The sequence below is a fragment of the Pseudonocardia sp. 73-21 genome, from assembly GCF_001899645.1.
GTDB lineage: Bacteria > Actinomycetota > Actinomycetes > Mycobacteriales > Pseudonocardiaceae > Pseudonocardia.
This window is the reverse complement of sequence record NZ_MKVV01000006.1, coordinates 12,520-34,342: the sequence shown is the minus strand read 5'-3', so window position 1 is coordinate 34,342 and position 21,823 is coordinate 12,520. Positions and strand designations below refer to the sequence as shown.

General features: G+C 76.0%; 18 protein-coding genes. 8 read left to right on the top strand and 10 right to left on the bottom strand.

Features of this window, described 5'->3' with window-relative positions; translation table 11 throughout:
- Positions 1–4 precede the first annotated feature (4 nt).
- Positions 5–2,575: a cation-transporting P-type ATPase gene (locus BGP03_RS00990; protein WP_298799606.1), complete on the bottom strand. Its 2,571-nt coding sequence runs from the start codon at positions 2,573–2,575 to the stop codon at positions 5–7.
- A gap of 186 nt (positions 2,576–2,761) precedes the next feature.
- On the opposite strand from BGP03_RS00990, the gene BGP03_RS00985 reads away from it, so the two are divergent.
- From BGP03_RS00985 to BGP03_RS00975, 3 genes are all read left to right on the top strand, one after another.
- Positions 2,762–3,415 carry a LiaF domain-containing protein gene (locus BGP03_RS00985; protein WP_296374279.1) on the top strand — a complete coding sequence of 218 codons (654 nt, stop codon included), beginning with the start codon at positions 2,762–2,764 and terminating at the stop codon, positions 3,413–3,415.
- Between the two features lie 135 nt (positions 3,416–3,550).
- Complete coding sequence (locus BGP03_RS00980; RefSeq protein WP_296374277.1) at positions 3,551–4,045, top strand: universal stress protein; 495 nt, start codon at positions 3,551–3,553, stop codon at positions 4,043–4,045.
- A gap of 43 nt (positions 4,046–4,088) precedes the next feature.
- The gene (locus BGP03_RS00975) at positions 4,089–5,135 is read left to right on the top strand and encodes an NAD(P)-dependent alcohol dehydrogenase (RefSeq protein WP_298799605.1); all 1,047 of its coding nucleotides are present in this window, start codon (positions 4,089–4,091) and stop codon (positions 5,133–5,135) included.
- Positions 5,136–5,333: 198 nt separating this feature from the next.
- Here BGP03_RS00975 and BGP03_RS00970 read toward each other — a convergent pair whose 3' ends face one another.
- The 7 genes from BGP03_RS00970 to BGP03_RS00940 form a co-directional block, all read right to left on the bottom strand.
- On the bottom strand, positions 5,334–5,843 hold the full coding sequence (locus BGP03_RS00970) for a universal stress protein (protein ID WP_296374274.1): 510 nt from the start codon (positions 5,841–5,843) through the stop codon (positions 5,334–5,336).
- A gap of 111 nt (positions 5,844–5,954) precedes the next feature.
- Positions 5,955–6,887, bottom strand: a complete 933-nt coding sequence (locus tag BGP03_RS00965) for an alpha/beta hydrolase (protein WP_298799604.1) — start codon at positions 6,885–6,887, stop codon at positions 5,955–5,957.
- Positions 6,884–8,272 (bottom strand): wax ester/triacylglycerol synthase family O-acyltransferase, encoded by a 1,389-nt coding sequence (locus tag BGP03_RS00960; RefSeq protein ID WP_296374270.1) that lies wholly within the window; start codon positions 8,270–8,272, stop codon positions 6,884–6,886. Before BGP03_RS00960 ends, BGP03_RS00965 begins: the two co-directional genes overlap by 4 nt.
- Before the next feature lie 14 nt (positions 8,273–8,286).
- Complete coding sequence (locus BGP03_RS00955; protein ID WP_296374268.1) at positions 8,287–9,801, bottom strand: long-chain fatty acid--CoA ligase; 1,515 nt, start codon at positions 9,799–9,801, stop codon at positions 8,287–8,289.
- Positions 9,798–11,219 carry a WS/DGAT domain-containing protein gene (locus BGP03_RS00950; RefSeq protein WP_298799603.1) on the bottom strand — a complete coding sequence of 474 codons (1,422 nt, stop codon included), beginning with the start codon at positions 11,217–11,219 and terminating at the stop codon, positions 9,798–9,800. The genes BGP03_RS00955 and BGP03_RS00950 overlap by 4 nt, the downstream gene beginning before the upstream one ends.
- 16 nt (positions 11,220–11,235) lie before the next feature.
- Positions 11,236–11,937, bottom strand: coding sequence for a universal stress protein (locus BGP03_RS00945; RefSeq protein ID WP_296374264.1), 702 nt, complete (start codon positions 11,935–11,937; stop codon positions 11,236–11,238).
- Positions 11,938–11,952: 15 nt separating this feature from the next.
- Positions 11,953–12,624 (bottom strand): BON domain-containing protein, encoded by a 672-nt coding sequence (locus tag BGP03_RS00940; protein ID WP_298799602.1) that lies wholly within the window; start codon positions 12,622–12,624, stop codon positions 11,953–11,955.
- Between the two features lie 223 nt (positions 12,625–12,847).
- Between BGP03_RS00940 and BGP03_RS00935 the strand changes: the two genes are divergently transcribed.
- From BGP03_RS00935 to BGP03_RS00915, 5 genes are all read left to right on the top strand, one after another.
- Positions 12,848–15,277: a glycosyl hydrolase family 65 protein gene (locus BGP03_RS00935; protein WP_298799601.1), complete on the top strand. Its 2,430-nt coding sequence runs from the start codon at positions 12,848–12,850 to the stop codon at positions 15,275–15,277.
- An 84-nt stretch (positions 15,278–15,361) separates the two neighbouring features.
- A complete protein-coding gene (locus tag BGP03_RS00930) occupies positions 15,362–15,802 on the top strand; it encodes a hypothetical protein (RefSeq protein WP_298799600.1) in 441 nt (146 codons plus the stop codon).
- Complete coding sequence (locus BGP03_RS00925) at positions 15,799–16,803, top strand: CPBP family intramembrane glutamic endopeptidase (protein ID WP_298799599.1); 1,005 nt, start codon at positions 15,799–15,801, stop codon at positions 16,801–16,803. The genes BGP03_RS00930 and BGP03_RS00925 overlap by 4 nt, the downstream gene beginning before the upstream one ends.
- Before the next feature lie 31 nt (positions 16,804–16,834).
- Complete coding sequence (locus BGP03_RS00920; RefSeq protein ID WP_298799598.1) at positions 16,835–17,725, top strand: universal stress protein; 891 nt, start codon at positions 16,835–16,837, stop codon at positions 17,723–17,725.
- A 41-nt stretch (positions 17,726–17,766) separates the two neighbouring features.
- Entirely contained in the window at positions 17,767–20,406 is a 2,640-nt protein-coding gene (locus BGP03_RS00915; protein WP_298799597.1) for a GNAT family N-acetyltransferase, read from the top strand.
- 30 nt (positions 20,407–20,436) lie between these two features.
- Here BGP03_RS00915 and BGP03_RS00910 read toward each other — a convergent pair whose 3' ends face one another.
- Both BGP03_RS00910 and BGP03_RS00905 read right to left on the bottom strand, forming a co-directional pair.
- Positions 20,437–20,997 carry a universal stress protein gene (locus BGP03_RS00910; RefSeq protein ID WP_298799595.1) on the bottom strand — a complete coding sequence of 187 codons (561 nt, stop codon included), beginning with the start codon at positions 20,995–20,997 and terminating at the stop codon, positions 20,437–20,439.
- The coding region (locus BGP03_RS00905; protein ID WP_299735059.1) for an alpha/beta hydrolase at positions 20,994–21,823 on the bottom strand (830 nt) is incomplete at its 5' end. The genes BGP03_RS00910 and BGP03_RS00905, both read right to left, overlap by 4 nt.

Below are 21,823 nucleotides of genomic sequence, written 5' to 3'. Positions count from 1 at the left end.
CCCGTCAGCGTCGTGCGACCCCGCGGTGGGGGGCAGTGCTGAACGTCCCCGGTGGGTCGGCGGAGGTCCCGCGGTCGGGCACGGCCTTGGCGACCTCGGCGACGACGGCGGGGACCAGGGCCGCGACCAGCACCGCGGCCACGTCGGACGGCGACGGCAGCGTGGTGCCGAGCAGCCCGGCCAGCGGGGGCACGTAGACCGCGGCCAGCAGCGCGAGCACGCTCCCGGCCACCGCCAGGTACAGGAACGGGTTGCCCCGCGGCGACGTCCTCCAGAACGGCCGGTGGTCCGAGCGGGTGCTCAGCGCGATCCCGAGCTGACCCAGGGTCAGCGCGGCGAACAGCGGGGTCTGCCACGGCCGGCCCTGCGCGGCGGTCCAGAGGGCGACACCGAGGCTGCTGCCGGCGACGGCGGCCCCGAACACCCCGACCTCGACCCATCCGCGGCGGGTGAGGATGCCCTCCCGCGGCGACCGCGGTCCCCGGCGGAGGACGTCGGGTTCGGCCTGCTCCGACCCGATCGCGACACCGGGCAGGCCGTGGGTGAGCAGGTTGACCCACAGGATCTGGCCGGGCAGCAGCGGCAGTGGCAGCCCGAGGAACGGGCCGGCCAGCATGATCAGGATCTCGGCCAGTCCGCCGGACAGGCCGTAGCGGACGAAACGGCGCACGTTGTCGAAGACCCGGCGCCCCTCGCCGACGGCGGCCACCACGGTGGCGAGGCTGTCGTCGGTGAGCACGACATCGGCTGCGCTGCGGGCCACCTCGGTCCCGCGCAGGCCCATCGCCACGCCGACGTCGGCGGCGCGCAGCGCGGGGGCGTCGTTCACCCCGTCGCCGGTCATCGCGACGACGTGCCCGGCCGCCTGCCACGCGGCGATGATGTCGAGCTTTCCGGCCGGGTCGGTGCGCGCGTAGACCGGCCGCAGCGGCGCGCCGGGGTCGACCGTCGCGTCGTCGTCGATCACGCCGGTGGCCCGGGCGATCGCCGTCGCCGTGGCCGGGTGGTCACCGGTGATCATGATGGTGCGGATGCCGGCCGCGCGGGCGTCGAGCACCGCGGCACGGGCCTCCGGCCGCGGCGGGTCGGCCATCGCCACCAGCCCGAGCAGGTGCAGGTCCCCGGGCGCTCCCGACGCCACGGCCAGCACGCGGCGGGCCCCTGCGGTCCAGCGGTCCAGCACCTCGGCCGTGTCGGTGGCCCGGGCGACCCGGGCCAGCACCACTTCCGGCGCGCCCTTCACGATCTCCGTCCCACCCGGGGTGCCGCCGTGCCGGGTGACCATCTCGCGGCGCTGCGAGTCGAACGGCACCTCGGACGTGCGCGGCGAGTCCCGCCGCACCTGCGCCACGTCGATGCCGGCGGCGAGCGCGGCCGCGACCAGCGCACCCTCGGTGCCACCCGCTCCGGGCCCGGCGTCGTTGCACAGCACCGCCGCGACCAGCAGCGCCCGCGCCGCCGCGTCCGGCGGCGATGGTTCGCCGGTGAGCGCGATCTCGCCGCCACCCGGGGTCCAGAGCCCGACGCAGGACGTGCTGCCCACCGTCAGGGTCCCGGTCTTGTCCGACGCGAGCACCGTCACCGAACCGAGCGCCTCGACGGCCGGCAGGGACCGCACGATCGCGCCGCGGGCGGCCATCCGGCGCGTCGCACCCGCCAGCGCGAGGGCGACGACGGCGGGCAACGACTCGGGGATGGCGGCCACGGCCAGGCTGATGCCGGCCACGACCATCAGCTCCCACGGCTGACCCCGCAGGAGCCCGAGCAGCACGACGGCCGCGCAGCCGGCCACCGCGACGAGCGACAGCCGCCTTCCCAGCGCGGCGAGCCGGCGCTGCAGCGGGGTGTCCGGGGCGGCGTGCTCGTGCAGCAGCCGGGCGATCCGCCCCAGCTCCGACGCCGTGCCGGTGCGGACGACCACGGCGGTGCCGGTGCCGTGCACCACCAGCGTCCCGGCGTGCAGCATCGTGAGGCGGTCGCCCACCGGGGCCTCGACGGCACACAGCGCGTCGGGATCCCGGGCCGACGGGAGGGACTCGCCGGTGAGCATCGCTTCGTCGACCTGCAGGTCGTGTGCGGTCACCAGCCTCGCGTCGGCGCCGGCCACATCGCCCTCGGCGACGCTCAGGACGTCGCCGGGTACGAGGTCGCGGGTGTCGACCCGGCGCGCCGTGCCCCGGCGCAGCACCGTGCACCGCGGGGCGGCCAGCGACGTCAGTGCCGCCACCGCACCGACCGCGCGCCGCTCCTGCACCACGCCGACCACGGTGTTCACGGCGACGACGAGCAGGATCACGACGCAGTCCGCGAGGTCACCGGTCGCCGCGGTCAGCACGGCGGCGCCGAGGAGCACGAGGATCATCGTCTCGCGGAGCTGGGCCAGCACCGAGTGCAGCAGCGAGCGGGGCGGTTCGCGGGGGACCTCGTTGGGGCCGGTCGAGGCGAGCCGTGCGGCGGCGTCGGCGTCGTCGAGACCGCGGGCGGGGTCGGTGTCGACGGCCGCCGCGACCGCGGCGGACGCCGCCGCCCACGGGTGGGGGAGGACCGCCGCGGCGGCGACCGGGGCGGGAGTCATGGCCCGAGGATGCCGCCCGGTCGGGTCCGGCCGACACGGGCGAAGGTCCTCCGTGCGGGGGCCCGCGGGCCCGGTGCCGGGCACGTCGGCCACCGCGTCACCGGTCCTTCGGCCCTGACCGCCGGTCGCCGGTCGCCTCATCCTCGGATCGCACGGCGGAGGCCGTGCCGAGCAGAGGAGCCGGCGATGGTGGTTCGGGCGTGGATCGGGATCGTGCTGTTGGCGCTGGGGGTGTGCGGGCTCCTGGACGCGGCCGGCGTGGTGGACGCCGGCGTGACGATCGGGCGCTGGTGGCCGCTCGCGGTGATCGGGCTCGGCGTGGCGGCGATGGTCGCGCAACGGCGGTTGTCGGTCGGCCCGTCCGTGGTGACGGTCGTGGGCGTGCTGCTGCTGGCGTCGCGCCAGGGCTGGCTCGTGCCGGCGCTCATCGGGCCGCTGGTGCTGGTCGCCGTCGGGCTGGCGGTGATGGCCGGGGTCTTCCGCACCGGGGTGCGGCGCGGCGACGGTCCCGCGCTCGCTGTGCTCGGCGGGTCGACCACGGTCAACCGGGCCGAGCATCTGCGGCACGCCGACGTGTCGGCGGTGTTCGGCGGGGCCACGCTGGACCTGCGGCAGGCACACATCGACGACCGGGCGACCGTCGACGCGTTCGCGCTGTTCGGGGGCGTCGACGTGCTGGTGCCGAAGGGGTGGCGGGTGTCGTTGAGCGGGCTGCCGATCTTCGGCGGCTACGACGACAAGACCGCCGAGCAGACCGATCTGCCCGAGGACGCGCCCCTGCTGACGGTGAACGCGACCGCCGTGTTCGGCGGGGTCGGCGTCGCCAACGAGCCGCACTGACCCGACGCCACGACCCCGCGGGACCAACGGCCGGGCGGTCGGGCCTTCCGACCGTGGCCCCGCGCCCGAACGCCGACGACGGTGGGGCTGCCCGCGGCCGTCCGGTCGCGGCACCTACGGGGAGAGGAATGCGCCATGGTCGCCGGCGGCACCGTGATGGTCGGAGTGGACGGGTCCGCGGGCTCGGAGGTGGCGCTGCGGTACGCGGTGGAGGAGGCCGCGCGCCGCGGAGCCCGCCTCACCGTGGTGACGGTGGCCCGGTTCCCCGACTACTCCGCGACGCCGATCGGGCTCTCGCCCACGGCGATCGCCGACGTCGTCGACGCGGCCCGGGGCCGGGCCCGGACGCTGGTCGACGAGGCCATGGCCGACAGAGCCGTCCGGGTCGCCGCGGCCGCCCCGGTGGAGGTCACGATCGACGCGCTGGCCGGCGTACCCGTCGAGGTCCTGCTCGGCTGTGCGGCCGGGGCCGACCTCCTGGTGCTCGGCCACCGCGGACTCGGGGCCGTGCGCAGTGCCGTCCTGGGCTCGGTCGGGCTCGGCTGTGTGCTCCACGCCCCGTGCCCGGTGACGATCGTCCCGGCCACCGCGACGGCGCCGCGCGTCGAGCCGGCCGCCACCCGCGGCTGACGCACCCGGCGACATCTCCCCTGTGATCGGGAAAGGAACCCTCATGCGCGCACTGCGTCTGCTGGCCTGGAACTCCCCGCCCGAGCTGGTGGAGGTGCCGGTGCCGGAGGCAGGCCCCGGCCAGGCCGTCATCAGGATCGGCGGGGCCGGGGTGTGCCACTCCGACCTGCACCTGATGCACGACTTCGCGCCCGGGCTGCTGCCCTGGGGCCCTCCGTTCACCCTCGGCCACGAGAACGCCGGCTGGGTGCACGAGCTCGGCCCCGGGACCGGCGGGTTCGAGATCGGCCAGCCCGTCGCCGTCCACGGCCCGTGGGGCTGCGGGCACTGCGAGCGGTGCCTGGTCGGGATCGACCCCTACTGCGAGGACCCGGCCGCGGCTCCGGTGCCCGGCGGCGGGGGCGGCCTCGGCCTCGACGGCGGGATGGCCGAGTTCATGCTGGTCCCCGACGTCCGGCACCTCGTCGCACTGCCCGGCGGCCTGGACCCGGTGCTGGCGGCCCCGCTGACCGACGCGGGCCTGACGCCCTACCACGCGGTGCGCCGGTCGTGGCCGAAGCTGGCCCCGGGCACCACCGCGGTGGTCATCGGCGTCGGCGGGCTCGGGCACGTGGGGGTGCAGATCCTGAAGGCGACCACCGCGGCGCGGGTGATCGCGGTGGACAGCCGGGAACAGGCCCTGCTGCTGGCGAAGGACTGCGGGGCCGACCTGACCGTCGTCGCGGGCCCGGACGCCGCGGCGGAGATCCGGCGCGAGACGGGCGGGCGCGGGGCGGACGTCGTGCTCGACCTCGTCGGCGCGGACGCGACGCTCGCGCTCGGCGCCGCCGCCGTGCGCACCCTGGGCGACCTGACGATCGTCGGGATCGCCGGGGGGACACTGCCCGTGTCGTTCTTCGGCCTCCCCTACGAGGCGAGCGTGCAGACCACCTACTGGGGTTCGCGCACGGAGCTGGTGGAGGTGCTCGACCTCGGGGCGCGTGGGCTCGTGCGCCCGACCACGACCACCTTCCCGCTCGGCCAGGCCGTGCACGCCTACCAGGAGATGGCCGCGGGCCGGCTGGTCGGCCGGGCGGTCATCGTCCCGTGACGGGTCGGGGTCGTCGGATCCTGACCGCCGTCGGCGTCGACCACGACATCAGGACCTACCCCGACGCCGGGCACGGGTTCCTCAACGACCACGACCCCACCGACGGCCCCCACCGGTCGGTACGCCGTCGTGCCGTACCCGCTGTACGTGATCTGACCGGCCGCCACGGTGGTCGTCATGGCCCGGCGGCCCCGCCCCTCACCGTCCGCCCGCCGGGCCGCCGCCGACGCGGGAGCGGACCCGCTCCGGCGCTGACGGCGGCGCGTGCACCACGGTCACCGGGCAGGGGGAGTGCAGGACGCAGCACCGTCCGACCGAGCCGAGCAGCATGCCGGCCAGGTGCCCGTGCCGGTGGGTGCCGACGACCAGCAGGTCGGCCCCGGCGGCGGCGCGCAGCAGCACGTCCGCGGGGTCGCCCGCGCCGACGAACACGGTCAGCCGGGGCCGGGGGCCGGGCAGCTCGGTCAGCAGCGCCGCAGCCTCGGCCGAGGTGCGGTCGTGCAGCAGCTCGCGCAGGACTTGCGGCAACGCCCCCGGGAAGCCCTGCGGCACGCCGCCGAGGACACCCGGCCGGGGGTCCGGGTACGCGGTGACCACCTCGACGACGGCGCCGCGCCGTGCCCCCTCGGCGATCGCGTTCCGCAGCGCGGCGTGCCCGCCGGGCGAGCCGTCCACGCCGACGACGATGCGTCCGCTGATCCCGTCCATGCCCGCTCCTCGCGTCCCGCCCCTGCGGGTGACCCGCCGAGGATCCCGCCCGGCGCCCCCGCCGACGACCGGCCGGAAGTCCCGTGCCGGCGGCCGGTGGTCACACGGTGGTCACCCGGACCGAGCGGTCGCCGGGAGCCAGCCGAGCACGATGCCGGCCAGCCGGTCGGGTACCTGCAGCTGCGGCACGTGCCCGACGCCCGCCAGCTCCGCGTACCTCCACGACGGGTGGCGGCGGGCGGCGTCGCGGGCGGCGGCCACGGGCACCAGCCGGTCCCGTTCGCCGTGCACCAGCAGCACCGGGGTGGTGACCGCCGACATCGCGGACCGGTAGGACCGGGCGAACGTCAGCACCCACGCCAGTGACCGGGACGCCGAGAGGAACGCCCGGTCCATCCCCGCGACGTCGCCCCGCTGTGCGACGAGCGCGACCGACCGCGCGACGAGGTCCGGCGGCATCGCCGCCGGGTCGACACCGCACAGCACCAGCATCGCCCGCACCAGCTCCCGGGGGCCGACGCGCCGGCGCCGGGCGTGCATGAGGCGTTCGCCCACCCCCGGCAGCGCGTAGCCCAGGAAGGCCGCCCCGACCGCGGCGTTCCGTGGCCTCGCCGCTCGCAACGGCAGCGGCAGCGCCGGGTCGAGCAGGACCAGGCCGCGGACGAGCTCCGGCGCCCGGACGGCCAGCAGGATCGCGATCATGCCGCCCATCGAGTTGCCGACCAGCACCGCCGGTCCGTCGACGACACGCTGCAGGAAGCTCTCCAGCACGCGCACGTTGGCCGGCACGGTCGCCGGGCGCTCGCCGGGCTCGCTCAGCCCGAACCCGGGCAGGTCCAGCGCGACCACCCGGCCCGTCGGGGTCAGCAGCGGCGCGAACAGCTCCCAGTTGAGGTGCGAACCTCCGAGCCCGTGCACGAGCACGAACGTCGGCCCGTCGGCGCGGCCGCCGAAGTCGACGTAGTGCACGGGCCCGCCGAGATCGATGCGGCGGTCCCGCCCGTCGCGCAGGCGCCCGCCCTCGGCGTGCTCCGGGGTGCTCACCGGTGGGCCCCCGCGGTGGTCGCGGCCACGAGCTCGGCGAGGCCGTCGGCGATGCCGCGGGCCAGCACGTCGACGTCGGGCGCCGCGTCGCAGTCACCGGTGACGCCGAAGGCGATCCGGTCGAGGTAGCTGAAGATCGAGACCCCGATCCGCGCGGTGGAGGCGATCGGCACGTACGGGATGATCTCCACGACGGGCCTGCCGAGGGCGTAGAGCGGCTTCCGGGGGCCGGGGACGTTGGTCGTGACGGTGACGACGGAGCGCTGCGGCAGCGTCGCCAACCACCGGAACGAGCCCGCGACCAGCGGGAACGGTTCCAGTGCCGCGATCGAGGTCAGGGCGACTCCGGCTTCGGCCTCCCGGTCCTGCTTGAGTTCGTCGAGCCGGGCCCGGACGGCCGCGAGACGTTCCAGCGGGTCGGCGACCTCGACCGGGAGGTCGGCCAGCATGAGCGAGACCCGGTTGTCGCGGATGCTCTCCTGGCCGGGGGCACGCACGTTGACCGGGACGAGGCTGCGCACGGCCCGGACGTCGGGCTCCTCACCGCGCGCGAGCAGCAACGTGCGGAAGCCACTGGTCACGGCGGCGAGCACGACGTCGTTGAACGTGCCCCCGGCTCCGTGGCGCACGGTCCGGACGTCGTCGACGCTGCCGCGGGAGAACGCGTAGACGCGCTGCGCGGACAGCGGTCCCGACAGCGAGGTGGCGCGGGTCGGCACGAGCGCCGTGGACAGGGCGGCGGCGCCCCGCAGCGCGTCGCGGGCGGCGCCGGCGAGGCGCCGGGGATGGCGCAGCGCGGTGGTGAGCGCACGCATCTGCGTCACCGGGTTCATCGCCAGCGTGAGCAGGGCCGACGCCGTCAGCGCCACGGTCGTGGGCTCCGGCGCCGGGTGCCAGGCGTCTGGCGGGGACGGCCGCGGTTCGGGGGAGTCGTCGAGGACGACGTGGTAGAGGTCGGTGCCCGACACCCCGTCGACCATGCAGTGGTGCACCTTCGAGATGAGCGCCCACCGGCCGCCGGCCAGCCCCTCCACCACCCAGTACTCCCACAGGGGGTGACCGCGGTCCAGCCGCGCCGACATGACGCGGCCGACCAGGGCCGCCAGCTCGGTGTCGCCGCCCGGCGTGGGCAGCGCGGTGCGCCGCACATGGTGGCCCAGGTCGAAGTGCGGGTCGTCGACCCAGACGGGCGGGCCGAGGTCGAGCGGGACCATCCGCACTTTCTGCCGGTAGCGCGGCACCAGCGGCAGCCGCCCGGTCAGCATCTCCGTGAACTCCTCCTGTGCCGGTGCGGGGCCGCCGAACACGGCCACCGAGGAGATGGCCAGCGAGACCCCCTCCTCGGAGTCCTCGGCCTGCAGGAACGCGGCGTCCAGCGGGGTCATGCGGTCCACGGTGCTCACAGCTCCCGCTTCACGATCTTGCCGGCGGCGTTGATCGGCAGCGCGTCGCGGAACTCCACCGACCGCGGGTACTTGTAGGAGGCGATGCGCTCCTTGACGTGCTCGATCAGCTCGGCCTCGGTGGCGTGGCGGCCCGGCCGCAGCGCGACGTAGGCCTTCACCTCCTGGCCGAGCCGCGCGTCCGGGACCCCGACGACGGCGGCCTGCGCGACGGCCGGGTGGCCGTAGAGCACGTCCTCCACCTCGCGGGGGTAGACGTTGTAGCCGCCGCGGATGATGAGGTCCTTCGTGCGGCCGACGACGAAGAAGTAGCCGTCCTCGTCGACGTAGCCCAGGTCGCCGGTGTGGAACCAGCCGTCGGTGAACGCCTCGGCGGTGGCCGCGGGGTCGCCGTGGTAGCGGCGCATCACGTTCACCCCGCGCACCACCAGCTCGCCCACGTGCTCGCGGCCTGCGGGCAGCACGCGCCCCTCGGCGTCCCACACCTGCACCTCGACGCCCCAGATGGGCCGGCCCACGCTGTAGACGCGCCGGTCGGCCTCGCTGACGTTGAACGTGGTGGTCGACGCGGTCTCCGACAGGCCGTAGCCCTCGAGGATGACGATGCCGAAGCGCTCCTCGAACTCGTCGATCACCTCCGACGGGATCGGCGCCCCTCCCGAGATGCCCACCCGCAGCGACGACACGTCGTAGTCGCCCAGGGTCGGGTGGTTGAGCAGCGCGATGTACATCGTGGGCACGCCCTCGAAGATCGTGACGCGGTCGCGCTGGATCGCCGCCAGCGCCGCGTCCGGGTCGAACCGGGGAACCAGCGACATCGTGGCGGCGAAACGCACGCACAGGTTCAGGATGCTCGACAGCGCGAAGACGTGGAACAGCGGCAGCACGACCAGCACGATGTCGCTGTCGCGGACGTCGAACAGCCGCCCGGGGGTGTCGGCGTTCATGAACAGCTGGAAGTGGGTGAGCTCGGCGCCCTTGGGCCGTCCCGTCGTCCCCGAGGTGTAGATGATCACCGCCGTGTCCCCGGGGTCGGTCTGGTGCAGCGGGGCCGGGCCGGCCAGCGATGCCAGCAGCGACTCGAACGGGCGGCCGAACCCGGGCTGGGGGATGCCGGGCGTGGTGAGCACGACGATGTCGGTGAGCCCGGCGTCGGCCGCCCCCTTGGCCGCCTCCTCGGCGACCCCCGCCCACGTGATGAGCAGCCGCGCGCCGGAGTCGCGCAGGATGTAGCCGACCTCGCCCGCCTTGAGCAGCACGTTCATCGGCACCGCGACGGCACCGGCCTTGAGGATGCCGAAGTAGGCGATCACGAACTGCGGCACGTTGGGCAGCTGGAGGGCGACCGCGTCGCCGGGCGCGACGCCCCGGGCGAGCAGGCCCGCGGCGAACCGGTCCGACAGCGCGTCGAGCTCCGCGTAGGTGAGCCGGGCACCCTCGACGAGCACGGCGGGCTTGTCGGCGTGGGTCCGCGCGGACTCGCGCAGGATCGTGGCCAGGTTGAAGGTCATGACGGGGTCCTCTCCAGGGTGGCACGGGTGGCGGCGGCCACCTCGGCGTCGAAGGCGGCGACGAGCCGTTCGGGGTCGGGCACCACGGCCCGGTCGGTGCCGAAGCCGACCGAGACCCGTCCCGCGTAGCTGAAGATGCAGACCGTGACCGCCTGCTGTCCGCTGGTGGGGGCCCAGCCGACCATCCCTTCGACCCGGGCCCCGGCCAGCGCCATCGGGCCGCGCGGTCCGGGGACGTTGGTGAGCACGCCCACCGCCTTGGCGGCGAGGTAGTCGCTGACCGCGCTCGCCAGCGGGGCCGGGCTCATCGCGATGCCCACCTGGGTGAGCCAGACCAGTTGCGCCTCCCACGAGTCACGGATCAGCACCATCCGGCGGTGCACCTCGGCGAGCCGCTCGCGGAAGTCCGTGACGCCGTGCGGCAGCACCGCCAGCACGAGCGCGAAGTGGTTGCCCAGCTCGGGCGGCAGCGCGCGGTCCAGCGGCTCGAGGTTGACCGGCACCATCCAGGCGAGGTCGGGCGTCGGCCCCTCCTGCCCGCGTTCGACGAGGTAGCGGGCGACCGCGCCCGCCACCAGCGTCAGGCACACGTCGTTGACCGTCGTGCCGGTGGCGTGCGCGATGCCGGTGAGCAGGTCCAGCGCCACGGGTTCGCCCCAGGCCGCGGCCTTCGCCCCGTCGGGCTCGCCCGACAGCGCCGTCTCCGGGTTGGACCAGCCCAGTATCTTCACGACGCTCCCCGCGCTGTGCACGAGCGCTGTCGCGATGTCCTCCGCGACGTCCGCGAGATGGGCCGGGCGCACGGCCTCGGGCAGCAGCGCCGTCGCGGTCCCGGCGAGGTCCAGGGCGATCCCGGCCCCGAGCCTCCGCGCGAGACCCGCGGCCCGCGCGGTCAGGTGCTCGCCGTCGTGGCGCGCGGTCCCCGTCCCGGCCGGGACGCGGTCCGCCCCGTCGACCGGGTCGAGGATGCCCAGAGCGACCTGCGTCAGCCGGATCCCGTCGGCCATGGCGTGGTGGTAGCGCTGGACGACGGCGCTGCCGCCGCCGTAGCCCTGCAGCAGGTGCACCGACCACAGCGGGTGCCGAGGGTCGAACGGCTCGCTGCGCAGGGCGGCGACGTAGTCCTGCAGCGCGGCCTGGTCACCCGGCGCGGGCATCGGGCGCACGTGCAGGTGGCGGTCCAGGTGGAAGCACCGGTCGTCCACCCACACCGCGGAGCGCCGCATCCTCCCGAACGTCATCGCGCGCCGACGGAAGACCGGAAAACGGTCGACGAGCCGCTCCTGCACCAGAGCCCGCAGGCAAACCGGGTCGACGGGCTCCGCGGTCCACAACACGGCGGTGATCGTCAGCAGGTTCTCGGGCCGGTCGAGGACCAACCAGAGGTTGTCCTGGACCGGCATCGGCTGGTGGTCCACGGTGTCTCCATCGGGGTCATGGCGGGGAAGGGACGACGGCGACCGGGCACGGCAGGTCGCGCAGTGCGGCGAGGGCGGTGGAGCGGTGCGGGGCGCCGGCCGGTTGCCCCACGACCAGCAGCGGCGCCCCGACGGCGAACGCCGGCAACGCCTCGGCGCCGCTCTCGTGCACGACCAGGACGACCGTGTCGACGCCGGCGTGGGCCCGCACCGGACCGGCCAGGCGGTCGGCGACCTCGCGACGGCAGCGCTCGTCCGCCTCGTCCCAGCGGGCGAGGGCGGCCGGGAGCGGGCGGCCGAGGTCGACCGTCGGGTCGTCCCAGGTCCGGACGACGTGCAGCGCCACGCCGCGGGCCTCCGCCTCCCGGATCGCGAAGCCGATCACCTCCGGCCCCGTCCTGGGCCCGAGGGCGAGCACCACCGGCCGGCCGGGGACGGCCGTCGCGTCGGGAGGGACGGCCACCGTCGGGCAGCGGGCCGTCGTGACGAGGTCCTCGAGGCCGGGCGCCGTCGCGTCGACGACGACGACCGCCGTGTCGGCCGGCTCGGCCCGAGCCGCGCTCACCCGGGGCAGCACCAGCAGCGGCGCGTCCCGGCGGAGAGCCTCCGCCGCCGCCCACGCGACCACCGCCGTGCCCGGCCGGCCCGGCTCGGTGCCGACGAGCACCGGCCGGTGGTCGGTGGGTGTGCGAGCGTGGACCGCCTCCGTCGTCGTCACGGGGATCGACACCGCTCAGGAGCCGAGCACGAGCTCGTTGACGACGGTGACCACGCCGGGCGCGGCCCATGCGGCGCGCTCGGCCTGGCGGCGCTCCGCCCACGACTGCACGGTGCCCCGCAGCGTGATCACGCCGCCCGGGGCAGAGGTGACGGTGATGCGGTTGCTGTCGAGCTGGGCGTTGCGGACGAGGGCGGAGTTGATGAGCCGGTGCACGTTCTCCGCCTCGGCCTCCGGCTTGAGCGTGACCTTGTTGCGGACGGCGACGACGCCGCGCAGGTACTGGACGGCGCGTTCGGCCGCCACGCGCTGGAACTGCCATGTGACCTCGCCCGCGACGGTGACGACGCCGTCGCGCACCACGGCGGTGACCTCGGGCGGCACGTCGACGGCGCGGTCGAGCGCCTCGCCGGCCTCCCGGGCGACGTCGGAGTCGTCGGGCGCGGCCCCGGGCAGCCGCACCTCGATCTCGTCGGCCACCGCGATGACGCCCTGCACGCGCAACGCGGCCTTCTCGGCCCGGAGGCGTTCGGCGTAGGACGCCGCCTTGCCGGTGAGGGTCACGGCGCCGTGCTCGACGGCGACGCCGATTTCCGCGGCGTCGAGGCCGGGGGTCCACTCGAGCTCGGCGACCACGGAGCTGCGGACGTCGACGTCGTGGCGGGTGCTGCTTTGTGTGGGGGTCATGGCTCCACGGTGGCCGCGGTCCTGCGGTCGCAGCAGGGCCAAGGGTCCCGTCCTGCGGTGACGGTCGTCAGCCGACGACCCGGACGAGCTCGAGGGTCTGCTCGACGCCGGGGACGTGCGCGCCGCGGCCGATCGCCCCGATCCGGTGAGCGGCCCTTGGTCCTTCCGGTAGGGGGCACTCGACCCGTGTGCGGGCGGTGCGTCGTGACCGACGATCGTCACCGTGGGCGAACCGGACGACGACGCATGGGTGCTCGCCTTCGACGGCTGGGACGCGGGTGACGAGGGGCGCCGCGAGGCGTTGTGCACGCTCGGGAACGGCCGGTTCGCGACCCGCGGGGCCCACCCGGAGGCCCGCGCGGACGGGGTCCACTACCCGGGTACCTACGCCGCGGGGATCTACAACCGGCTGCGCGACGAGCTCGCCGGCCAGGCCGTGGAGACCGAGAGCGCGGTGAACCTGCCCAACTGGCTCGACCTGCGGTTCGCCGTCGGGGACGCCGACTGGGTCGGCCTCACCGAGGACGAGGACGAGGACGAGGCCGACGTCGAGGTCGAGCACCAGCGGGTGGAGCTGGACCTGCGCCGCGGCGTGCTGAGCCGCTGGCTGACCGTGCGGGACGCCGCGGGCCGCCGGACCTCGGTGCACCAGCGCCGCTTCGTCGACATGGCCCGGCCGTACCTGGCCGCGCTGCACACCGTCGTCACCGCCGAGAACTGGGGCGGGCGGCTGCGGGTGTCGTCGGGGATCGACGGCGCGGTCACCAACGCCGGCGTGGCCCGCTACCGGTCGATGGCCGGGGGGCACCTCGACGTGACCGAGGCCCGCGGGACGGCCGGCGACACGGTCCTGCTGGTGGCGCGCACGAACGGCTCCGGGGTGGAGGTGGCCGTCGCCGCGCGCACCCGGGTGGACGGCGCCACGGCCGGCGTCGGCGGCGGGCCCGGCCGGATCGCCCACGAGTTCTCCTGCGAGCTGGCCGCCGGCGGGTCCGTCGTGGTGGAGAAGGTCGTCGCGCTCGTCACCTCGCGGGACGTCGCGATCGCCCGACCGGCCGTCGCGGCGCTGGAGCAGCTGGCGTCGGCCCCGGGTTTCGACGAGCTGCGCGCCGCCCACGAGAAGGCCTGGACGCAGCTGTGGCGCCGGTTCCGCTTGGAGCTCACCGACGGCGTCGGCACGCTGCCCGCGCCGGAGGCGATGCTGGTGCTGCGCACGAGCGCGTTCCATCTGCTGCAGACGGTGTCGCCGCACAACGTGGACCTCGACGCGGGCGTGCCCGCCCGCGGCCTGCACGGCGAGGCCTACCGAGGCCACGTCTTCTGGGACGAGCTGTTCGTCCTCCCGGTGCTGACGCTGCGGCTGCCGGTCCTGGCGCGGTCCCTGCTGCGCTACCGCACCCGCCGGCTCGACGCCGCATGCCGGGCCGCCCGCGCCGCCGGGCACACCGGGGCCATGTTCCCGTGGCAGTCGGGCAGCGACGGGCGCGAGGAGAGCCAGCGGGTGCACCTCAACCCGCGGTCGGGCCGCTGGCTCGCCGACACCAGCTGCCTGCAGCGACACGTGGGGCTGGCCGTGGCGTACGAGATCTGGCAGTACCACCAGGCCACCGGGGACCGCGAGTTCCTCGCCGACCACGGGGCGGAGACGCTGCTGCAGATCGCCCGGTTCTTCGCGGGCCTCGCGAGCCGCGGCGCCGACGGCCGCCACCACATCCGCGGCGTGATGGGGCCTGACGAGTTCAGCACCCGGCTGCCCGGCCGCACCGACCCGGGCCTCGACGACAACGCCTACACCAACGTGCTGACCGTCTGGGTGCTGCAGCGCGCCGCCGACGCCCTCGACGCGCTGCCCGCCACCCGCCGCGCGGAGCTGCAGGAGAACCTCGGGCTGGGCGCCGACGAGCTGGCCCGGTGGGACGAGGTGAGCCGCACGATGTACGTGCCGTTCCACCCCGACGGCGTCATCAGCCAGTTCGAGGGCTACGCGGACCTGCTCGAGCTCGACTGGGAGGGCTACCGGCTCCGCTACGGCGACATCGGGCGCCTCGACCGGATCCTCGAGGCCGAGGGCCGCTCGGTGGACGACTACAAGGTCACCAAGCAGGCCGACGTGCTGATGCTGTTCTACCTGTTCTCCGCCGACGAGCTGCGGGCCCTGCTGGAACGCCTCGGCTACGCGCTGCCGCCCGCGGCCATCCCGCGCACCATCGAGTACTACGTCGCGCGCACCGCCCACGGCTCGACGCTCAGCGCGCTCGTCCACGCGTGGGTGCTGGCGCGGGCCAACCGGGAGAACGCGCTGGAGCACGTCGAGCGGACCCTGCTCGGCGACGTCGGCGACCTCCAGGGGGGCACCACGGCGGAGGGGGTGCACATCGGGTCGATGGCGGGGAGCGTCGACCTGATGCAGCGCTGCTTCGCGGGCCTGGAGACCCGCGAGAACATCCTCTGGCTCAACCCGCACTGGCCGCGGCGGTTCGGCCGGCTCACCGTCGCCGTGCAGTACCGGGGGCAGCCGCTGACGATCGAGGTGGCGGACCGCGAGGTCACGGTGTGCGCCGCACCGGGGCCGGGCCGGGCGGTCCGGGTGGGCTGCGGTGTCGACGTCCGTGACCTGGAGCCCGGGCAGACGGCTTGGTTCCGGGCCGGCTGACCGCCCGGCGCGGGCACTTCGGCCCTCCCGTCACCACCGGTGCCCCGGCACGCTTCTCCGACCGACCAGCGGAGGGAGTGCGTGATGGCGACGGCGACCGAGGTGTCTCGTCGGGCCGGGCGGCGGTACTGGCCCGTGATCGTCCTGGAGGTGCTGGTGGCGCTCGCCGCGCTCTACGGCGGCGTCGGGCTGATGTGGGGCAACGCGATCGGGATGCTCGACGAGTGGCTGGTGGGCACCCCGTTCACCTCGTGGGTGCTCCCCGGTGCGCTGCTGCTGCTCGTCGTCGCGGCGCCGATGACGACCGCCGCGGCCCTGGAGCTGCGGCGCTCGGTGTGGGCGGGCGTGGCGTCGGTGGTCGCGGGCGCGGCCCAGGTGGCCTGGATCGGCGCGCAGCTGGCGATCATGCAGCGCTACAACGTGCAGCAGCCGATCATGCTGGCCTGCGGTCTGGCCGTGCTGCTGCTGGCCGTCACCGTGCACCGGGGCCGGTCGCTCTGGCCGGCGGCGGGAGGCGGGCGATGAACCGTGCGGGGGCGCCCGAGGCGCCACCTGCGGCGCCGCCGCAGCGGGTCGACGTCGTCGCGGTCGCGGTCTACCTGCTCGTCGCGTTCGGGGCGGCGTGGCTGGTGACGCTCCCGCTCTGGACGAGCGGGCGCGGCCTGCAGACACCGGGCGCGGTGTTCCTGATGGCGGCCATGATGGCCGCGCCCACCCTCGGGGTGCTGGTGGTGGTCGGTGTCCTGCGCCGCCGCCCGGGCACCGCCCACGCCACGGGCCTGCGCTCACCGGGTGGGATCCGGTCGTGGTGGCGCTGGGGACTGCTGGCCTGGCTGGGACCGCTGGTGCTGGCGGCGGCCTCGGTGGCGCTGGCCGCGGCGGTCGGCGTCTACCAGCCGGACCTGGAGCATTTCTCGGGGCTGGCGGAGACCCTGCGGAACCAGGGGGCGGGGGCCCTGCCGGTGTCGTTGGGGGTCCTCGCGGCACTCCAGCTGGCCCAGGTGCTGGTCATCGGCTGGGTCAACGTGATCCCCGCGCTGGGCGAGGAGTGGGGGTGGCGGGGATGGCTGCTGCCCCAGCTGCTCCCGCTCGGCCGGTGGCCGGCAGTCCTGGCCGTCGGCGTGGTGTGGGGGCTGTGGCACGCGCCCGTGCTGCTGCTGGGCTACAACTACCCGCTGCACAGCGGCCCGGTGCGGGTGCTGCTCATGGTCGGGATGTGCGTGGTGCTCGGCAGCCTCCTGGGCTGGCTGCGCCTCCGGTCGGGCAGCGTGTGGCCGGCCGCGATCGGGCACGGCTTCGTCAACGCCGTCGCCGGTCTCCCGATCCTGTTCTCCACGGCAGGCGTGCCGGTCGACAACGCCACGACCGGGTTGCTGGGCTGGACCGGCTGGGTGGTCATGGCGCTGGGCCTGGCCGTCGCCGGGCTGGTCGTCGGCTGGAGAGCTGACCGCGGGCGGGGGACGAACGGCCCGGGCGGGCCGGGTCCTGCGCCGCTGCCGGCGGGCCCCGCCCGGCAGGCATCGTGAGGATGCCGAGACCCGAGGAGAGACGACCGAGATGAGCGCACACCCGATGAACACCCACCGCACGGTCGTCGTCGGCGTCGACGGCTCCGAGGACTCCCTGCGGGCCGTCCGCTGGGGCGCCGACGAGGCCGCCCGGCGGTCCGTCCCGCTGCGCCTGGTCCACGCGTTCGACCGGACCGCGGAGCACGTCGTCGGGCTGCCGGCGCTGGGCGAGCAGGACCGCGACATCCTGCTGGAGCAGGCCCGCCGGCTGCTCACCGAGGCCGCCGCCGTGGCGGAGACCGCCTTCCCCGGGCTGGAGGTGCAGGCGCAGCTGGTGGTCGGCTACCCGATCCCGGTGCTGGCCGACGAGTCCGGCCGGGCGCAGCTGGTGGTGCTCGGCTCGGCCGGCCGGGGCCGGTTCCTGGAGCTGCTGGCCGGGTCGGTCGCCTCCGGGCTGGCCGCGCACGGCCGGTGCCCGGTCGTGGTGGTCCGCGGCGCGGAGAAGGACCGGTCCGCGCCGGTGGTCGTCGGCATCGACGGCACGCCGGCGAGCGAGGCCGCGATCGCGTTCGCCTTCGAGACCGCCTCCGTCCGGCACGCCCCCCTCGTGGCGGTGCACGCCTGGCAGACGCCGCTGGTGGGCACCGTGCCGCCCGACCCGGCCGTCGTGACCGCGGCGGAGGGCGTGGCGCACGAGATCCTCGCCGAGCGCCTGGCGGGCTGGACCGAGAAGTACCCCGACGTCCACGTGCGCCGCGCCGTGGTGGACGACCGGCCGGCGCCGCTGCTGGTCCGCGAGGCCCGGGGCGCCCAGCTGCTGGTGGTCGGCTCGCGCGCCCACGGCCGGCTCGCCGGGGCGTTCCTCGGGTCCGTCGGGCACGCGCTCGTGCACCGCGCGCCCTGCCCGGTCGCCGTGGTCCGGCCCGAGTCCGGGGCGTGATCACCCCGGTCCGGGTCCGTCCGGTTCCCTCCGGACGGCGGGTGGTCCTCACCGACGGCTCGTCCGCGCTCGTCCGGCTCCTCGACGCGGACGACCGGGCGGCGGTCGACGAGCTGCACCGGTCCCTGCCGCCCGACGACCGCTACCGGCGGTTCTTCAGCGTCTCGGCGACCGGTCCGCGAATGATCGCCGACGTCGTCGTCGCGGACGACGTGACGGCGGTCGGCGCGTTCGCGGGCGGGCGGCTGCTCGGCGTCGCGCACTTCCGCCGCGAGCCGCCCGGCACCGACCCGGAGGTGGCGATGGCCGTCGCGCACCCGGCCCAGCACCGCGGGGTCGGGTCGCTGCTGCTGGAGCACCTCGTCGCGGCGGCCGTCGAGCAGGGCGTGACGCGGCTGACCGCGACCGTGCTCGCCGCCAACCACGACATGCTGCGCGTGTTCCACGACAGCGGCATCCCGCTGCGCACGGTGCCCGACGGCACGGAGATCGGCGTCGAGCTGCTGCTGGACCGGCCGGATGAGGACTACCCGCAGGCCGTGCTGGAACGCGGCGCGCTCGCCGACGTCGCGAGCCTGTCGCCGGTGCTCGCGCCGCGGTCGGTCGTGGTGGTCGGGGCGGGGCGGCGGCCGGACTCGGTGGGCCGCATCGTGCTGCGCAGCATCGGTGCCGGCGGGTTCACCGGCCCGGTGCACGTCGTCAGCCGGCACGCGGCGACGGTGGAGGGCCACCCGGCCGTGCCGACGGTGGCCGGGCTGCCCGAGGGCGTGGATCTCGCCGTGCTGTGCGTGCCCGCGGCGGCCGTGCCGGAGGTGGCCGAGGAGTGCGGGCGTCGAGGGGTGCGCGCACTGCTGGTCATCACGGCGGGGATCACGAGCGACCCCGGGCACGCCGCCGCGCTGGCGTCCGCGGTCGAGCGGTACGGCATGCGGATGGTCGGGCCGAACTGCCTCGGGCTGGTCGACACCGATCCCGCCGTCGCGCTGCAGGCCACGTTCGGGCGGCCCGTGACGGCGGGGGAGGTGGGGGTCGCGGCGCAGTCCGGCGGCGTCGTCATCGCCGTCACCGCGGAGCTCGACCGGCTCGGCCTCGGGGCCTCCACCGTCGTCTCGACCGGCGACTCCGTCGACGTCAACGCCGACGACATGCTGCTGTGGTGGGCGCAGGACGGCCGCACGAGCGCCGCGGTGCTGTACGTGGAGTCGCTGCGCCGGCCGCGGATGTTCGCCGCGCTGGCGCGCAGGCTGGCCCGGAGGATGCCCGTGCTGACGGTGCGTTCGGGCAGCTCCGAGGCCGGCCGGCTCGCGGCCGCCTCGCACAGCGCCGGCAGCGCCACCCCCCGCGTGGTCCGCGACGCGTTGTTCGCGCAGGCGGGCGTCGTGGCGGTCGACGAGCTGACCGAGCTGCCGGGCCTGCTCGCCCTGCTGTGCCGCCAGCCCCTGCCCGCCGGGCCGCGGGTCGCGGTGCTGAGCAACGCGGGCGGTGCCGGGGTGCTCGCCGCGGACGCGTGCGTACGGGCCGGACTGGACATCGCGAACCCCGGGCCCGCCACCCGCGCCGAACTCACCGCGCTGCTCCCGGCGACCGCCGCCGTGGGCGACCCGGTCGACACCACCGCGACGGTGCCCGCCGCCGTGTTCGCCCGCGCGCTGGAACTGCTGCTGGCCGACCCCGGCGTCGACGCCGTGCTGGCCCTCGGTGCCTCGACCGGGGCGGGTGATCCTCTCGGCGAGGTCGCCCCGGTCGTCGCGGCCGGACCCGGCAAGCCCGTCGTGCTGGTCCGGCTCGGGCAGCCCGAGGCCGTGACGCTGCCGCCCGGTCTCCACGCGGGGGACCTGGCCGCACCGGCGTTCGCCGAACCCGCTGCGGCCGCCCGCGCGCTCGCCGCCGCCGTACGTCGGGAGTCCTGGCTGCGCCGCCCGTCTGTGGCCGCTCCCGCACCGCAGGGGGTCGACCCGGCCGGCGCGCGGGCCGTCGTGGCCCGGGCGCTCGCCGAGCGGGACGAGGGGGGCTGGCTCGACCCGACGGCCACGGGTGAGCTCGCCGCCGCGGCCGGGCTCCCGGCCGTCGCGACGACCGTCGTGCACAGCGCCGAGGCCGCGGTGCGCCGGTGGCGCGCGATCGGCGGGCCCGTCGCGGTCAAGGCCGACGTGCCGGGCGTGCTGCACAAACGCCGCGCCGGCGGGGTGGCGACCGGGCTCGACTCGCGCCGCGAGGTCGGACGGGCCGTGCGGGAGTTCCGCGAGCGCTTCGGGCGGGGGCTGCGCGGTGTGGTCGTCCAGCCGATGGTGGCGGACGGGGTGGAGCTGCTGCTCGGCGTGACCGTCGACCCGCTGTGCGGACCGCTGCTGACGCTCGGGCTGGGCGGCTCGAGCACCGACCTCGTGGACGACCGCACGCACTGCCTCGTGCCCGCCACCCTGGCCGACCTCGACGACCTCCTCGACGGGCTGCACGCCGCACCGGGCCTGCTCGACGGCGGCGGGCCGGGCCTGCGCACCGCCGTGCGGGACGTCGCCTGCCGGCTCGCGTGGCTCGCCCAGGAGCTGCCCGAGATCGCGGAGGCCGAGATCAACCCCCTGACCGTGGGCGACGGGGGCGCGGTCGCGGTGGACGTGCGGATCCGGGTCGCCCACGCGGCCCCGGCCCAGGACCCGTGGCTGCGCCGCCTGCCGCTGTGACGCCCGCCGCTGTGACGCCCGCCCCGGCGGTCAGCCGGTGGCCGCCGGTAGGGCGGCCGCCCGCACGACCGTCACCGGGCACGGGGCGTGCAGCACCGCCTGCAGGCTCACCGAACCGAGCAGCATGCTGGTGAGCCCACCGCGCCCGCGGTGACCGACGACGAGCAGGTCCGCGTCCGCGGCCGCCCGCAACAGCACGTCACCGGCCGGGCCGGCCGCCGCCGTGATCGTCAACGACGGCACCTCGGCGAGGATGTCGACGAGCTCGGCCTCCACCTCGTCGGCGATACGGACGGTGTCGGACCACACCGCCTGCCGCAGCTCCGCGACCGTCCAGGCGGCGTCGCCCGGGGTCGGCCCGCCGTACACGGCCGGCCAGCGGTCCGGGGGATCGAACGCCGCGACCACCTCCACGTCGGCGCCGCGACGGGCCGCGTCGAGCAGCGCGAAACGCAGCGCGGCCCGGCCCCCCGACGAGTCGTCCAGGCCGACGACGATCCGGGCTCGTGCGCGGCCGTTCTGCGGCGTCCTGTTCTGCGACGTCCTGTTCTGCGACGTCCTGTTCTGGGGCGTCCTGTTCTGGGGGGTCATGTCGTGTCCTTCCGGTCGGTGCCGAACAGCCAGTCGAGGATGCACGCCGCCACCTGCGCCGGCATCTGCATCTGTGGGAGGTGGCCGGCCCCGGCCAGCTCGACGTAGGTCCAGTCCGGGTGGTGCCGCGCCGTCGCCCGCGCCGCGCCGACCGGGACCAGCCGGTCCTTCTCGCCGTGCAGGAGCAGCACCGGCGCCGTGATCGACGCCATCGCGCGGTGGTAGGCGCGGGGCCGGGCGAGGGTCCACGCCAGCGACCGCGACGCCGAGAGGAAGGCCCGGTCCATGCCCGTGACGTCGGACTGGCGGTCGACCATCGCCACCGAGCGCTCGACGAGCCCGGCGGGCAGTGCGTCGCGGTCCACCCCGCACAGGGCGAGGGTCTCGTCGACGGTGGCGCGCGGGCCGATGCGCCGCCGCCGGTCCCGGCGCAGCCGTTCCCCGACGCCGGGCAGCGCGTACAGGGCGAGCATCGCCGCGTCGCCCGGTGACCGCAGGACCCGGGCCGGGGCCGGCAGGGCCGGGTCCAGCAGCACGAGGCCCCGCACGAGCTCGGGCATCCGCGCGGCGAGCAGGACGCAGACCAGCCCGCCCATCGAGTTGCCCACCAGCACCGCGGGCCCGGCGCCGTGCTCGCGCAGGAACCCCGCGAGCACTGCGACGTTGCTGCGGACCGTCGCGGGCCGCCCGGTGGGCTCGCTCAGCCCGAAGCCGGGCAGGTCGATCGCCAGGACCCGGGCGTGCGGGGTGAGGTGGGGGGCGAGCAGGTCCCAGTTGAGGTGCGACCCGCCGAGCCCGTGCACGAGCACGAGCGTCGGCCCGTCGG

What these genes read in the sequence shown, in the direction of transcription:
- BGP03_RS00920 (WP_298799598.1), top strand. Translation starts at nt 16,835, where the DNA reads ATGAGCGCACACCCGATGAACACCCACCGCACGGTCGTCGTCGGCGTC.
- BGP03_RS00955 (WP_296374268.1), bottom strand. Translation starts at nt 9,801, where the DNA reads ATGACCTTCAACCTGGCCACGATCCTGCGCGAGTCCGCGCGGACCCAC.
- BGP03_RS00985 (WP_296374279.1), top strand. Translation starts at nt 2,762, where the DNA reads ATGGTGGTTCGGGCGTGGATCGGGATCGTGCTGTTGGCGCTGGGGGTG.
- BGP03_RS00910 (WP_298799595.1), bottom strand. Translation starts at nt 20,997, where the DNA reads ATGACCCCCCAGAACAGGACGCCCCAGAACAGGACGTCGCAGAACAGG.
- BGP03_RS00990 (WP_298799606.1), bottom strand. Translation starts at nt 2,575, where the DNA reads ATGACTCCCGCCCCGGTCGCCGCCGCGGCGGTCCTCCCCCACCCGTGG.
- BGP03_RS00930 (WP_298799600.1), top strand. Translation starts at nt 15,362, where the DNA reads ATGGCGACGGCGACCGAGGTGTCTCGTCGGGCCGGGCGGCGGTACTGG.
- BGP03_RS00925 (WP_298799599.1), top strand. Translation starts at nt 15,799, where the DNA reads ATGAACCGTGCGGGGGCGCCCGAGGCGCCACCTGCGGCGCCGCCGCAG.
- BGP03_RS00960 (WP_296374270.1), bottom strand. Translation starts at nt 8,272, where the DNA reads ATGACCCCGCTGGACGCCGCGTTCCTGCAGGCCGAGGACTCCGAGGAG.
- BGP03_RS00980 (WP_296374277.1), top strand. Translation starts at nt 3,551, where the DNA reads ATGGTCGCCGGCGGCACCGTGATGGTCGGAGTGGACGGGTCCGCGGGC.
- BGP03_RS00975 (WP_298799605.1), top strand. Translation starts at nt 4,089, where the DNA reads ATGCGCGCACTGCGTCTGCTGGCCTGGAACTCCCCGCCCGAGCTGGTG.
- BGP03_RS00970 (WP_296374274.1), bottom strand. Translation starts at nt 5,843, where the DNA reads ATGGACGGGATCAGCGGACGCATCGTCGTCGGCGTGGACGGCTCGCCC.
- BGP03_RS00940 (WP_298799602.1), bottom strand. Translation starts at nt 12,624, where the DNA reads ATGACCCCCACACAAAGCAGCACCCGCCACGACGTCGACGTCCGCAGC.